Genomic DNA, 14462 nt, shown 5'->3' with positions numbered 1-14462 from the left:
AACTAATTTTTAATATTTAAGTCTATAAAACTCCAAAATTACTTACATTATTATGCAAATAAAAAATATTTTGTAACAAAATAAAAACTGATTCGTCGTAATGACAAATAACCGATAACACTATTTATAACAAACCAAACCAAAAATGACTCAAGGAGAGTTTTTAAATATTGTAATGCCTTTTAAAGATAAAGTGTTTCGTTTAGCTAAGCGATTGCTGATATCTACAGAAGAGGCAGAAGATGCTACCCAAGAGGTGTTGTTGAAGTTATGGAATAATAAAGAGAAGATGCAAGAGTATAAGAATGTAGAAGCTTTTTCCATGACCATGACAAAAAACTTTTGTTATGATAAGTTAAAATCAAAACAAGCACAGAATTTAAAAATTGTGCATAGCAATTATGAAGACGGTAGTACCTCTTTACAAAAGCAGGTTGAGCTGAATGATAGTATAAACTGGGTGTCGAGAATCATTCAAGAGTTGCCAGAACAGCAACGTATGATTGTTCAATTAAGGGATATAGAAGCATATGATTACGATGAGATTGCCGAAATGTTGGAAATGAACAATACAGCTGTGCGTGTAAACTTGTCTAGAGCTAGAAAAACAATAAGGGAAAAATTAACTAATACACATAATTATGGTATTAAATAATATAGAAAAATTACTAGAAAAGTACGAGAATGGTGAAACAACATTACAGGAAGAGCAACAGTTAAAACACTATTTTTCTCAAGAAACTGTACCGCCACATCTGGAGATGTACAAAGCCATGTTCGACTATTTTTTGGTAAGCCAGGAAGAACAATTTACTAAAGACGTTCCATTAAAACCTAAGAAAACATATAATTACAAATGGATTTCTGTCGCTGCCGTAGCTGTTCTTATGATTGGGTTCTATTTAAAATCATCTTTCAGTAATGAAAATGATCTAGGAACCATAAACGACCCCGAGGTTGCTTATAATGAGGTAACAAAGTCGTTGGCCATGATATCCAATCATTTTAACAAGGGTGTTTCAACCGTTGGTTATTTAAATGAATACGATAAAGGTGCCGAAACACTTCAATATCTCAACGAATTAAAAAACTCAACAAGTATTATTTTTAAAACCAATCAATAAAAAACGAACAAGATGAAAACAATAAATTTTAAACAAAAGTCAATGAAAAATAAATTTTTAATATTAGTAATGGCTGTTATGCTATTGCCAATAGCAGGGATGGCCCAGGATATTTTTGAAAAGTACAACGATAACTCCGATGTTACGTATGTATCCATTAAACCAAAAATGTTCCAAATGATTGCCAAAATGGGTATTAATGTAGATGAGCCCGAAGCCAAAGCCTATATGGATATGGTAAAAAGCATTACCAGTTTTAAGACCATTGTAACGGACAACAAAGCCATTTCAGCCGATATTTCCAAATGGGTAAAGTCGCGTTCTGTGGGCTTGGAAGAACTTATGGAGGTTAAAGATGACGGTTCAGAAGTGAAGTTTTACATAAAAGAAGGCAAAGATGCTGACCATGTAAAGGAGCTCTTGATTTTTGTAAGCGGAATTGATAAAATCATTAAAGAAAACGTAGATGTTAATGGCGAACAACGCCGTATTGAAACAGTGGTAGTGTCGCTTACAGGAGATATCGATTTAAACGAAATCTCTAAGCTTACCAATAAGATGAACATTCCAGGTGGCCAACATCTAGAGAAAAAGAAATAATAATCATCAGTCCATGAAACGAACAGTGAATTGCATAGCAAGTCTTTTGTTGGTAACATTGTTAATGGTGGGGTGCAATAATGGCCCCACCTTACAGCGTTACTTTGTAGACAATCAAGAATCGGATAGTTTTATATCGCAAGATTTGCCAGTATCTATGTTGAAGTTAGATACGTCCAACTTTACCGAAGCACAAAAAGAAGCTTACGAATCGGTGAGTCGATTAAACTTTCTAGGTTATAAAGCTAATGAAATCAATTCCAAGGATTACAATACAGAGTTGGCAATAGTGAAGGCCATTTTAAATGACAGCAAGTATAGCGACTTAATGGAGTTTAATGATAAAGGAAACAAGATTATAGTGAAGTACATTGGCACAGATGATGAAGCAGATGAAGTTGTAGTTTTTGGAAGTGCCAGTAATACAGGTTTTGGGATTGTACGTATTCTGGGCAATGACATGAATCCTGAAAAAATGGTAACCCTGGCAGGTTTACTGCAAGGAGCTGATATTGATAAAGTACAATTAGATGAAGTTATGGGCTTTTTTAAATAAAAGCAATACAGTTTATAATATAGAAATACCCACTTGGGCCAACTTTAAAAGGCTTGTAGTGGGTTTTTTATTCTAAATTCATATCGTTTTCTTGCTCTTGTTCTTTTTTTGTTTTGGAATGTACATAAAAAAGATTGCTAACAATGGCTAAAAAGTTAATGGCAAGAATGGTTTTAGTAATAAAATTATCTAGAATACCCAGAACACCAAATGTAAAAATACCCCCAACCATGGTGCCACAAAGAAGTAAGGATTGCTTATCGGTTAACATAGATGTTAAATACCTGTATAGTTACTAGGTGTTATACGTTTTAATTCTTCTTTTATTGTATGGGACACCTCTAAAGTATCAATAAAATTTGAAATAGCCGTTTTGTCTATTTTGGTATTGGTTCTGGTCAACCCTTTTAAGGCCTCGTAAGGGTTTGGGTAACCTTCTCTTCGTAAAATGGTTTGTATAGCTTCAGCAACCACGGCCCAATTGTTTTCCAGATCTTCTTCAAACTTACTTTCATTAAGTAATAATTTATCCAAGCCCTTAAGTGTAGATTTAAATCCAATAATGGTATGCCCTATAGGCACCCCCACATTTCTTAAAACCGTACTATCGGTTAAATCACGTTGTAACCTAGAAACTGGAAGTTTGGCGGCCAAATGCTCAAAAATAGCATTGGCAATGCCTAAATTTCCTTCGCTGTTTTCAAAATCTATAGGGTTTACTTTATGCGGCATGGCCGAACTGCCCACTTCACCAGCTTTAATTTTTTGTTTAAAATAGTCCATCGATACATAGGTCCATACATCCCTATCCAAATCAATGATGATGGTATTGATGCGTTTTAAGGCATCAAATAAAGCGGCCATGTGGTCGTAATGTTCAATTTGAGTAGTTGGGAAGGAGTGGTGTAGCCCTAACTTGCCCTGTACAAAGGTCTTTCCAAATACTTTCCAATCAATATTTGGGTATGCTACATGGTGGGCATTAAAGTTACCAGTGGCTCCACCAAATTTTGCAGCATTTGGGATGGCATTCAATAAATTTAATTGCGCTTCCAGTCTAACAACAAACACCTCAATTTCTTTACCTAAACGTGTAGGCGATGCAGGTTGCCCATGCGTTCTGGCCAACATGGAAATAGCACCCCATTCTGTTACCAAAGTTTTCAGTTTATTTAAAAGTAGTGTGTACTCTGGCAGGTATACATCCTGGATGGCCTCTTTAATGCTTAAAGGAATAGCAGTGTTATTAATGTCTTGAGACGTAAGACCAAAGTGGATAAACTCCTTAAATTCCGATAACCCTAAGGCATCAAATTGTTCTTTTATAAAGTATTCTACTGCTTTTACGTCGTGGTTGGTAACGCTTTCAATCTTTTTTATGGCCAAGGCATCCTCTGTAGAAAATGCTTTGTAAATAGCTCTTAACGACTCAAAACTTTTGGGGTCAACATTCTTGAGTTGCGGTAATGGAATTTCACAAAGTGTTATAAAGTATTCTATTTCAACCAGAACACGATATTTTATGAGGGCTTCTTCAGAAAAATAGGCACTTAATTCGTTGACTTTGCTTCTATATCTTCCATCAATCGGAGAGATGGCGTTAAGGGATGTTAATGACATGCGTTATTTGATATTTAAGAAGTTGCAAAGATAGTTTTTTTAAACGTAAGAAGAAGTCTTCACCTATAAGTTTTTAACTAAAAAGGCTGTACTAAAGTTTATTTAAGCTGTATTATTAAGTTTCTTGATTTTGTGTAAAGTGCGTTTGGCACGTGACTGATATCCAGCGCTTTGGCTGTTAAAATCTTGCTCTAAAATTTGCATGAGCTGGGGGTGTACCCATTTTTGGTCCTTACCAAATAAAAATAAGGTTTCCATGGCATGCACTTTAGTAGCAACTTTAGTGTTTGTAATCATCCAATCGAAACAACATGCAATGATTTGTTCCTTATGCATGGGGCTTAGCTTGTTTTTTATGGTATTGGGGGATTTGGAATAGTAGGTCTCGGCAATTAATTCACATACTTTTGATACAGGCCTTATAGAAGACTCTAAATGCACAGTTTTTATACTATTAGTAAACATGTCTAAATGTGGTACAATAGCATAAATATATGAATTACAAACATACTCTAAAACCCAAGCGGCACGACTAGATACTTTGTCGTTTACCTTAAATAAAATAGTTAAAAGATAGGGAAACAAAGTCATGTCTTTTAAAACCATGTTGGCATATTTTAAACGGTTTTCGCGCGAAGCATCAACATATGTTAATTCTTTATAAAATTCATCTAAAGTCATATCACATTTATTTACTATTTTAGATTTCAAAATTTTTATTTGATAAAACACCCACAAAAACTAATCTGGATTAATGAATGACTATAATTTGGGTGTTGCATAGGTGCTTTAATTAAAACAATAAATATAAACAGATGAGTTTAGTAAAAAAAATAGTACTGGGTTTATTGCTTGCATTATTGGTTGCACAATTTTTTAGACCTGAAAAAAATCAAGGAGATTTAGCTTCTATTGATCCTTTTTTGGCAGAGACAAATCCGCCTAATGATGTTAAAGCCATTTTAGAAGAAAGCTGTTATGATTGCCACAGTGATGTAACACGGTATCCTTGGTACAATAGTATTACACCTGTAAACTATTGGTTGGCAGGACATGTTAAAGATGGTAAAAAGCACTTTAATGTATCCAATTGGGTCGATAATTCCATAAAAAGAAAAGACCATAAATTTGAGGAATTAATAGAAATGGTAGAAGATAAGGAGATGCCCTTAAAATCTTATACCATTACCCATACTGATGCCAAATTAACTGATGCACAAATAAAATCGGTAGTCGATTGGGCAAATAAAGTACGTTTGATATACAGCTTAATACCAGACCCTGAATAAAATTATTGATGCATCTGTGACTAAAAAGAAACTATTAATCATTGGTTTTGTATGGCCAGAACCAAAGAGTTCTGCTGCAGGCAGCAGAATGATGCAATTAATAGCAATCTTTAAATCACGAAACTACCAAATAACCTTTGCAAGTTCATGTGCTAAACATGAGCATGCTTTCAATTTAGACACTATAGGTGTTGAACAAGTACCAATTGAACTGAACAACTCCAGTTTTGATGCTTTTGTTAAAGCACTGCAGCCAGATATTGTACTGTTTGATAGATTTATGATTGAAGAACAATTTGGTTGGCGGGTAACCGAGCAATGTCCACAAGCCATTCGTATTTTAGATACCGAAGATTTGCATGGTTTAAGAAGGGGTAGGCACCAAGCTTTCAAGGAGGGTAAAATGTTTGGGGAGGAATACCTTTTCAATGATACAGCAAAGCGCGAAATAGCCAGTATTTATAGAAGTGATATAAGCCTAATTATTTCTGAGGCTGAAATGGGTATCTTAAAGAACCAATTTAAGGTAGATGCTTCGTTGCTCTTTTATTTACCTTTTATGCAGGAAGTTATTTCTGAAGAAACAAAACAACAGTTACCTGTATTTAAAGCACGAACACATTTTATAAGCATTGGTAACTTTTTGCATGCGCCCAACTACAATGCCATTTTATATTTAAAACAAACTATTTGGCCTTTAATTAGAAAACAATTGCAAGATGCCGAATTACATATTTATGGAGCTTATGCTTCACAAAAAGTAACACAACTCCATAATAAAGAAGAAGGGTTTTTGGTAAAAGGTTTTGCAGAAGATGCTAACCAAGTGATGCAACAAGCTAGGGTTTGTTTGGCACCCATACAATTTGGAGCTGGTTTAAAAGGTAAGTTGGTAGATGCCATGCAAAATGGAACACCTTGCGTAACAACAACTGTTGGAGCCGAAGGAATGTACGGGGCTTTAGAGCCTAATGGATTTATAGAAGATGCCCCCGAAGCATTTGCTGAAAAAGCAGTTCAGCTTTATAAAGATCAAGCCTTGTGGCAAGTGAAACAGACGCGCGGATTTGAAATTATTAACAAACGTTTTGATAAGACAACTCATGAAGCATATTTATTTGATAGATTGTCCCAATCCATCCAAAATTTAGAAGCCAATCGATCCCATAATTTTATAGGGCAAATGCTACAGTATCATACTTTACAGAGTACTAGATTTATGAGCAAGTGGATTGCTGAAAAAAATAAACACCAGACTTAAACCGGGGAGTTTTTTCATTCAGTCACAATCCATTCAAAGCTACCTATGGTGATGCCAAAGGTACAATCGTCTTGACAGCCATCGGGAACGTAGTAGCAATTTTTAATGATATTGGCATCATCTACCTCAAAGGTTATGCTGTTGGAATTGGTATCTACCGAGAGGTACTCATTAAAACAGGTGTCATACAAAGCGTCTATAGTTAGTGGCGATGCACCCTCAATATGAGTGTCTAAATTTTCAGAGGTTTCCGCGTACGATCCGGTTATTACCCGGTTATCATACCCTACGTAAGTGTCACCATCATAGACAGTATAAGATTCATAGGTTCTAGATACCACCTCATTATCTATTATGGTAATTTGTGTTGTTGAGCCAAAACCAAAACCAGAATCCGTTTTTATTTGGTAAGTGTATGAAGCACCGTGGGCATCCTTCAAATCGTTCCAGGTTTCTAAGCTCGTACGATAGTCTTTTAAGTTTTTAAAATTAGAGGAATCTCCCTCGCATGCGGCATTGAGTATAGCCAAAGCAATTATAAGGATACTGTGTATTAGGCTTTTTTTCATAGTGTGGGTTGTTAGTTATTTACCTAATAGATGTGAAAATTTGTAAAGGTTGCGTTTTATAGATGGATTTATTTGTCCGAGGTTTTTAGTAAATCTATAGCTCGCTTAACCCCGGTGGTTGCACTTTCTGAAATCACGGTAACATGCGGTTTATTGACAAAGGAGGGTTTAGGATCAATAAAATACGTATGGGTTTGTGGTGGAATGTAATGTATAAGACCTGCGGCGGGATATACCTGCATGGATGTTCCAATAATCATTAAAACATCGGCGGTAGCACAGACGTTTGCTGCATGTTCAATCATAGGCACTTCCTCACCAAACCACACAATATGTGGGCGTAGTTGATGACCATTTTTACAAGTATCGCCCAAATGTAAATCGGTTTTCCATTCTATGATATCACTTGCATTTATAGTACTTCTTACTTTTAGTAATTCCCCATGTAAATGCACTACATTGGTACTGCCGGCACGTTCATGTAAGTCATCTACATTTTGGGTAATAATAGTTACGTTATGGTTCTTCTCTAAAGCAGCCAAATCTAAATGGGCTTGGTTAGGGACTACTTCAAACAACTGTTTTCTTCGTTGGTTATAAAAATTTAACACCAATTCAGGATTTGCTTCAAAACCTTGTGGAGTAGCCACTTCCATAACATCGTGTCCTTCCCATAAGCCATCGGCATCCCTAAAGGTCTTTATACCACTCTCGGCACTCATGCCTGCACCTGTAAGTACGACAATATGTTTTTTCATCTCTGCTCTTGTTGCTCTATTCTCGTTTCACTTACCAGCAAATTTACTAATTTTGATTTATGGTAGATTTAAAACTATTGGAACATTTAGAAACCTATCTAACACCAGCCCGAAAAAAGAAGTCCCATAAGGTATTGGCACAACGTACAAAGCATTTTACGGTAGCTACAGAGGATGTATGCCAACTACACAATACGAGTGCCGTAATACGCAGTTGTGATGTATTTGGTTTGCAAGAAATTAATATTGTAGAAGAGCACAATACAAAGCGTATAGACAGGGAGATAGCTATGGGTGCTCAAAAATGGGTTGATATCAACAGGTTTCACACTGTAAAGGACTGCATAGGTTATTTAAAGCATAAAGACTATCAAATAGTAGCTACAACACCCCATGCCAATGATTGTGAGTTGTCTAAATTTGATATAACAAAGAAATCCTGTTTTTTCTTTGGTAGGGAAACCGAAGGGCTATCAGATACCGTTTTGGCCGAGGCCGATTGCTATTTAAAAATACCTATGGTTGGTTTTACCGAAAGTTTAAATATATCGGTAAGTGCTGCTATTATTTTGCAATATGTAACTAATAAGCTTAGGAAAAGTGATATAGCTTGGCAATTAACGGAAGCAGAAATTCTAGACAAACGTTTAGATTGGATTAAGAAAACCATAAAAAGTTATGATGATATTGTAAAGCGGTATTACCAGCAATAATATTTTTTGTAATTTTAAGCAACCAACCTAACACATCACGTAATTATGATGCTTCTGTTTTATATATTCATAGCAGTGCTATGTTTAATTTTATTGTTAGTTGCAATAGCGCCTAAACAATATGAGGTAAAAAGAAGTATTGTTGTTAATAAGCCAGTCGATGAGGTTTTTGGGTATTTAAAGCATTTGAAGAACCAGAATGATTGGTCGCCTTGGAAAAAGAAGGATCCAGAGATGCGGCAGACTTATAAAGGTACCGATGGCAAAGTAGGTTTTATTGTAAAATGGGAAGGGAATAAAGATGTAGGTTCTGGGGAACAGGAAATTACTAGGATTGTCGAAAATAAAATCATAGAATCTGAACTACGCTTTTTTAGACCATGGAAATCAACATCCGATGCTTATATAAAAACTGAAGCTATAGCAAATGTGAAAACTATCGTAACATGGGGGCTTTTGGGTACAAATCGACCACCTGCAAATGTGTTTTCCTTGTTTTTTAGCATGGACAAAATGGTGGGAAAAGACTTTGAGCAAGGCTTATCCTGTTTAAAAAAGCTTTTAGAAAGATAGGTGACCTAAGGAGAGCTAGATTTTATTATTTCGATTACGGTTTAGTACCTTATATTCTTCATAACATTCACTAATGGCATCCAATATTTGTAAATCATTGGCCGTTTGTATAAAGCTTTTAGAGTAATTGCATCTATTAACAATCTCATCCAGATCAACGCGGTCTACTTGCAGTAAAGCCATGAGCATTTCACGATCAAAGCGAGAGGCTAGGATGTTTCTAATCTCATCATCCTCCTTCATCTTTTTAAGTTTGCGCATTTCATTTGGTTTTCTGCCAAACATACGGTGTAAGAAATCGGCAGGATTAAAAATAGAACCTATAATTTTTGTTATGGCACCTGGAGAATCTGCTTCATAGCCTGTACTCGGCAATCCAGAAATGCTGTATCTATAGTTATCGTTAATAATAGGAACTTGTTTAATATCTACCTCTAAGTAACCAGTAAGTTTTAGTTCGTTTAAAACGACTTCTTCTAGTGCTAAAGCTAATTCTGTAAGTTCAATCTTTGCCGATCCAAATTTAAGCCAATCATTGGTCACTCTAACTTTTATGGACTTAAATCCAAGATATGAAAAATGAAGGGTGTCGTTTACTTTGGCCGAAATTTTAAACTCGCCATTGCTATTGGTAGCGGTACCAATAACTTGGTTAAGATTAACAATATTTACATTTTCAAGGGTTTCCCCATTAGCTGAATTTACTACATAGCCTAAAACCATGTCTACTTCTTGTGCCATACTAATAGCAGAAGTAACTATAAATAAGAAAAGAAGTAGGTGCTTTTTCATGTAAACTAATTAACGCTTGTTGGGTAATAAAAGTACTAAACTATTAATAATAATAGTTTCTTTATTCCAATTTGACTTAAAATTAACAAAAAAATATTAAACTATCTTCTAGAGCGTCTAGGTCTTGAAGCACCAACATTATTGGATTGTGAATTGGCTCCAGAACGTCTCGAAGCTCTATTAGGACTTCCTTTTTTACCACGTCTATCACCACCATTAAAGCCAGAGCGTTTACCACCACGACCACGGTCACTGCGTCGCTCGCCTCCACGATTTTCAGATATTTCAACATTTACAAAACGACCATTGTGTTTAAAGTCGGTAAAGAAAGCCAATACTTTTTCCTGTTGTTCTTTTTCAGTATTGAAAAATGAAAAACTGTCTTTTACTTCTACTTTAAATATGTCGTCTCTGCCAAGATCTAAAACTTCTTTTAAGAAGTCCTTTAACTGCATCCAATCAAAGCCATCTTTCTTGCCAACGTTAATGAAATAGCGCGTGGAATTTGATTTGTCACTAAAGCCACGTTCTCTATCGCGGCTATCATTTCTGTTTTCAGAAACGTTTAGATCTTTAGATTTGTTGTAATAATTATAAAAGCGCGTGAATTCTACCGAAAAGAACTTTTTAATAAGTTCATCTTTGGTAGCATCTTCGAACAGTTCGTTTATATTGGAAAGGTATTTGTCAATCTCATGGTTAATCTCGGTGTTATGTACTTTATTGGCAAGCGACATAAGTTGCACTTCACAAATTTCCATACCATCGGGAATATCTTTCTTTATAAATTCCTTTTTAATGATACGCTCTATGCTTTTTATTTTTCTAACTTCACTTTTAGAAACAATCACCATAGAAACCCCTGTTTTTCCAGCACGTCCTGTACGTCCAGAACGGTGGGTGTAGGTTTCAATTTCATCAGGTAATTGGTAGTTTATTACGTGTGTAATATCATCTACATCAATACCACGGGCAGCCACATCGGTTGCAACTAGCATTTGAATTTGGTTTTTGCGAAAGGCATTCATTACTAAATCACGTTGGTTCTGACTTAAATCACCATGAAGTGCCCCAGCATTATAACCATCTTCAATAAGCTGTTCTGCTACTTTTTGGGTATCTCGTTTGGTACGGCAAAATACAACTGAAAATATATCAGGATTGGCGTCGGCCAAACGTTTAAGGGCTTGGTAACGATCTCTGGAGTTTACCAAATAGTATTCGTGAGATACTTGATTGGTGCTTTCGTTTTTGTTTCCAACCGTTATTTCTTTTGGGCTGTTCATAAAGTTTTTGGCAATAGCCGCAACTTCTTTTGGCATGGTAGCAGAAAACAGCCAAGTGCTTTTCTCGGCAGGTGAGTGTGATAATATATCTGTAATATCTTCCTTAAAGCCCATATTTAGCATTTCATCGGCTTCGTCTAGAACAGCATATTCTATTTTAGTTATATCAACCAAGCGTCTGCTAATCATGTCTTTCATGCGTCCTGGGGTTGCCACAATAATTTGTGCCCCTCTTTTAATCTCACGGGCTTGATCCGTTATGCTGGCACCACCATAAACTGCTACCACGTTAAGTCCGTTACAGTATTTACCATATAGCTTCATTTCGTTGGTAATCTGTAAGCAAAGTTCTCGTGTAGGCGAAAGGATCAAACCTTGTGTGGTACGGCTATCTACATCAATCTTTTGAAGCATTGGAAAACCAAACGCAGCAGTTTTACCAGTTCCAGTTTGTGCCAATGCCACTAAATCGCTTTCCGATTCTAATAGAATTGGAATGGCTTTTTCCTGTACTTCACTTGGGGTTTTAAAGCCTAAATCTGTTATGGCTTTTAATAGATCGTCATTAAGACCTAAATCTTGGAATGTGTTCATTCTTTTATATAAGTATTCGATTGTGTTATGCAGTGTTGCATAAGAAGCGAATCGACATACTTAAACCTAAACTTCTTGCAACACATCCTCACTCTGAGGAATTTAATCCATTATTGGATTTGAAGCGGCAAAGATAGTCTTTTATTTTTCATTACAACTATTTTATGATATTGTTATGAATAAGATTCAAAACCTTACTTAAAATAGGGTTTCTGTTGTCTTTGTTCCAAATGGCCGAGAGGATAGTGTTTTGAGAGATGTTGTTAAGTTCAATGAACTTTATTTTGGGGTTGTTCTCTGTTTGGAGGGATTTTGGAACAATGGAAACCCCAAAATTGTTTTCAACTAGCTTGTAAATAGATCCCGCATGAATGGTATTGTGTGATACCAATGGGCTAAAGCCACTATCATCAAAAATAGCCATGACCTTTTCATAATAGGAAGCACTGTATTCAGGATCGAATAAAATAAAATGTTCATCCTTAAGTTGTGAAAGACTTTTAAAACTTGAGGCATCAATCGCATGGTTTACTGGAAGTACCAAACAAAAGGGTTCCTTTAAAATGGGGTGGATATTCAATCCCCTTGGAATGCGTTCTAATCTTACAAACCCAATATCAATGTTATGGTTCAATAAACCTTCTATTTGTTTTTGGTTGTCCATTTCCTTTAAACTAAACAGAACATGGGGGTGGTCTTTGGTAAACTTTAGTAACAATTCGGGTATAATCTTTTGCATGGCAGAACCCACATAACCAAAATTTAGTTGGCCATCCTTACCCGTCTCAATAAGTTTGGCATGATTTAAAATAGCATCCAGACTTTTTAAGTTTTTAGAAAGCTCTTCTTTTAAGTACATCCCTACATGGGTTAAATTAACATCACGGTTATGTCTTTCAAACAGTTTAACCCCCAAATTATCTTCCATTTCTTTTATTTGTCTGCTCAACCCAGGCTGCGAAATAAATAGATTTTCGGCAGCTTTTCTAAAGTGCAAGGTCTCTGCAACAGCCAAAAAATATTTTATGTGTCTTAACTCTATTTGATAACTCATGGTTATTAATAGTTTAAATTAATAGTATTGTTGAGCATCAAATTTATCAATATTTTTGCATTAAAGCATTATAAACTAAAGAGATGTTTGTATACGGAATAGATAGATTAACAGTAGACAAGGTGATTGCGGTTGCCAAAGGCAACTTAAAGGCAAGTTTGTCAGACTATGCCAAGACAAAAATAAATGACTGCAGGAAGAAAGTAGAACACATGGCAAATTCCAAAAAGGCCATTTATGGTATCAATACAGGGTTCGGACCTTTATGTGATGTTAAGATATCTCCTGAAGAAACCAGTATTTTACAGAAAAACTTGCTCATTACCCATGCCGTAGGTGTTGGTAATCCTATTGATAAGGAACTGTCTAAAATCATGATGATTTGTAAAATTCATGCTCTAAGTAGAGGGTTTTCTGGAATACGTTTGGAAGTTGTAGAGCGTATTATCTATTTTATTGAGCACGATTTGTTGCCAGTAGTGCCTGAGCAAGGTTCTGTAGGCGCTTCAGGGGATTTGGCTCCTTTATCGCACCTTTTTTTGCCTTTATTTGGTGAAGGTGAATTTTGGGTAGACAATACTATCGTTCCAGCAAAAGAGGTTTTAAAGGCCCATAAACTAAAGCCCATACAATTACAGGCTAAAGAAGGTCTGGCACTCATTAATGGAACCCAGTTTATATTGGCTCATGCGATTGTAGGGCTCAATAAAATGGCTTATTTGTTGGATTTAGCCGATTTAGCAGGTGCTATGAGTTTGGAAGGCTACCAAGGTAGTGCATCGCCATTTAAAGAATTGCTGCATAGCATTCGCCCTTTTAAGGGCAATATGGAAGTGGCCAAGCGTATGCGTATGTTGTTCAAAAATTCCAAGAACATCAAGTCGCATGAAAACTGCGAACGTGTGCAAGACCCTTACTCCATGCGGTGCATTCCGCAAGTGCATGGTGCCTCAAGAAATGCCTACTACCATTTAAATGAACTGACCGAAATAGAGATGAACTCTGTAACCGATAATCCTATTGTGCTAAGTGAAACAGAAGCCATTTCAGGAGGGAATTTTCACGGACAGCCATTGGCAATGGCTTTAGACTATGCTTCAATAGCGGCATCTGAATTGGGGAATATTTCCGATAGGCGCAGTTATTTACTTATTGAAGGTAAATTTGGTTTGCCACGTTTGTTAACCGCTAGTGGCGGACTCAATTCCGGATTTATGATACCACAATACACCACAGCAGCATTGGTTACCGAAAATAAATCCCTGTGTTTTCCACCTTCGGCAGACAGTATCCCAACCTCCTTAGGGCAGGAAGACCATGTGTCTATGGGTAGTATTTCGGGGCGTCAATTTAACCAGATATTAGGAAACATAGAAAAAATATTGGCCATAGAACTTATGTATGCAGCACAGGCCATGGAGTTTAGAAGACCCAATACGTTTTCTAAAATTATAGAACAAAACTTTAAGCTTATTAGGGATAAAGTTGCTAAATTGGAAGAAGATCGGATTTTGAAGGATGATATCAATCAGTTAATCAAAATGGTGCAAAACCGCGTTTTTATTGTTAAATAAGACGATTGTCAGGTCGAGCATTGCCGGAATCGGAAAATACATTTTCTGATGGAGGTAACGAGCGAAGCTCAACGAGACCCATCCCGGTGAGATTTCTCG

Annotated in this window: 17 protein-coding genes; 9 read left to right on the top strand and 8 right to left on the bottom strand. The window is 36.1% G+C overall.

Features of this window, described 5'->3' with window-relative positions:
- Positions 1 to 145 precede the first annotated feature (145 nt).
- Genes AC5SR4_RS01235 through AC5SR4_RS01220 form a run of 4 tightly spaced genes read left to right on the top strand, consistent with a single transcriptional unit; the run spans position 146 to position 2280 of the window.
- Positions 146 to 655 (top strand): GFO_1088 family ECF-type sigma factor, encoded by a 510-nt coding sequence (locus tag AC5SR4_RS01235; protein ID WP_495357724.1) that lies wholly within the window; start codon positions 146 to 148, stop codon positions 653 to 655.
- A complete protein-coding gene (locus AC5SR4_RS01230; RefSeq protein WP_495357723.1) occupies positions 642 to 1124 on the top strand; it encodes a PG0215 family putative anti-sigma factor in 483 nt (160 codons plus the stop codon). The genes AC5SR4_RS01235 and AC5SR4_RS01230 overlap by 14 nt, the downstream gene beginning before the upstream one ends.
- 42 nt (positions 1125 to 1166) lie before the next feature.
- Complete coding sequence (locus AC5SR4_RS01225) at positions 1167 to 1724, top strand: GFO_1090 family protein (RefSeq protein WP_495357722.1); 558 nt, start codon at positions 1167 to 1169, stop codon at positions 1722 to 1724.
- Positions 1725 to 1737: 13 nt separating this feature from the next.
- Positions 1738 to 2280, top strand: a complete 543-nt coding sequence (locus AC5SR4_RS01220) for a GFO_1091 family lipoprotein (protein WP_495357721.1) — start codon at positions 1738 to 1740, stop codon at positions 2278 to 2280.
- A gap of 67 nt (positions 2281 to 2347) precedes the next feature.
- Here the strand turns inward: AC5SR4_RS01220 and AC5SR4_RS01215 are convergent, their stop codons facing one another.
- From AC5SR4_RS01215 to AC5SR4_RS01205, 3 genes are all read right to left on the bottom strand, one after another.
- Complete coding sequence (locus AC5SR4_RS01215; protein ID WP_495357720.1) at positions 2348 to 2551, bottom strand: hypothetical protein; 204 nt, start codon at positions 2549 to 2551, stop codon at positions 2348 to 2350.
- 5 nt (positions 2552 to 2556) lie between these two features.
- The gene (purB, locus tag AC5SR4_RS01210) at positions 2557 to 3900 is read right to left on the bottom strand and encodes an adenylosuccinate lyase (RefSeq protein WP_495357719.1); all 1344 of its coding nucleotides are present in this window, start codon (positions 3898 to 3900) and stop codon (positions 2557 to 2559) included.
- 102 nt (positions 3901 to 4002) lie between these two features.
- Positions 4003 to 4581: an adenylosuccinate lyase gene (locus AC5SR4_RS01205; RefSeq protein ID WP_495357718.1), complete on the bottom strand. Its 579-nt coding sequence runs from the start codon at positions 4579 to 4581 to the stop codon at positions 4003 to 4005.
- Positions 4582 to 4715: 134 nt separating this feature from the next.
- Between AC5SR4_RS01205 and AC5SR4_RS01200 the strand changes: the two genes are divergently transcribed.
- Together AC5SR4_RS01200 and AC5SR4_RS01195 are read left to right on the top strand one after the other, a co-directional pair.
- Positions 4716 to 5189, top strand: a complete 474-nt coding sequence (locus AC5SR4_RS01200) for a heme-binding domain-containing protein (RefSeq protein WP_495357717.1) — start codon at positions 4716 to 4718, stop codon at positions 5187 to 5189.
- A 16-nt stretch (positions 5190 to 5205) separates the two neighbouring features.
- Positions 5206 to 6450 (top strand): glycosyltransferase, encoded by a 1245-nt coding sequence (locus AC5SR4_RS01195; protein WP_495357716.1) that lies wholly within the window; start codon positions 5206 to 5208, stop codon positions 6448 to 6450.
- A gap of 14 nt (positions 6451 to 6464) precedes the next feature.
- Here the strand turns inward: AC5SR4_RS01195 and AC5SR4_RS01190 are convergent, their stop codons facing one another.
- Entirely contained in the window at positions 6465 to 7019 is a 555-nt protein-coding gene (locus tag AC5SR4_RS01190; RefSeq protein WP_495357715.1) for a hypothetical protein, read from the bottom strand.
- Between the two features lie 68 nt (positions 7020 to 7087).
- The gene (locus AC5SR4_RS01185) at positions 7088 to 7777 is read right to left on the bottom strand and encodes an SIR2 family NAD-dependent protein deacylase (RefSeq protein ID WP_495357714.1); all 690 of its coding nucleotides are present in this window, start codon (positions 7775 to 7777) and stop codon (positions 7088 to 7090) included.
- 59 nt (positions 7778 to 7836) lie between these two features.
- On the opposite strand from AC5SR4_RS01185, the gene AC5SR4_RS01180 reads away from it, so the two are divergent.
- Both AC5SR4_RS01180 and AC5SR4_RS01175 read left to right on the top strand, forming a co-directional pair.
- The gene (locus tag AC5SR4_RS01180) at positions 7837 to 8490 is read left to right on the top strand and encodes a TrmH family RNA methyltransferase (protein WP_495357713.1); all 654 of its coding nucleotides are present in this window, start codon (positions 7837 to 7839) and stop codon (positions 8488 to 8490) included.
- Between the two features lie 45 nt (positions 8491 to 8535).
- Positions 8536 to 9063, top strand: a complete 528-nt coding sequence (locus AC5SR4_RS01175) for an SRPBCC family protein (protein WP_495357712.1) — start codon at positions 8536 to 8538, stop codon at positions 9061 to 9063.
- Between the two features lie 15 nt (positions 9064 to 9078).
- Here the strand turns inward: AC5SR4_RS01175 and AC5SR4_RS01170 are convergent, their stop codons facing one another.
- The 3 genes from AC5SR4_RS01170 to AC5SR4_RS01160 form a co-directional block, all read right to left on the bottom strand.
- Positions 9079 to 9855 (bottom strand): carboxypeptidase-like regulatory domain-containing protein, encoded by a 777-nt coding sequence (locus tag AC5SR4_RS01170; protein ID WP_495357711.1) that lies wholly within the window; start codon positions 9853 to 9855, stop codon positions 9079 to 9081.
- A 101-nt stretch (positions 9856 to 9956) separates the two neighbouring features.
- The gene (locus AC5SR4_RS01165) at positions 9957 to 11735 is read right to left on the bottom strand and encodes a DEAD/DEAH box helicase (protein WP_495357710.1); all 1779 of its coding nucleotides are present in this window, start codon (positions 11733 to 11735) and stop codon (positions 9957 to 9959) included.
- A gap of 157 nt (positions 11736 to 11892) precedes the next feature.
- Positions 11893 to 12789: a LysR family transcriptional regulator gene (locus tag AC5SR4_RS01160; RefSeq protein WP_495357709.1), complete on the bottom strand. Its 897-nt coding sequence runs from the start codon at positions 12787 to 12789 to the stop codon at positions 11893 to 11895.
- An 83-nt stretch (positions 12790 to 12872) separates the two neighbouring features.
- Between AC5SR4_RS01160 and hutH the strand changes: the two genes are divergently transcribed.
- Positions 12873 to 14363, top strand: coding sequence for a histidine ammonia-lyase (gene hutH / locus AC5SR4_RS01155; RefSeq protein ID WP_495357708.1), 1491 nt, complete (start codon positions 12873 to 12875; stop codon positions 14361 to 14363).
- Positions 14364 to 14462 lie beyond the last annotated feature (99 nt).

This window comes from Aestuariibaculum scopimerae (assembly GCF_059428085.1).
This window is presented reverse-complemented; position numbering and strand designations above follow the sequence as displayed.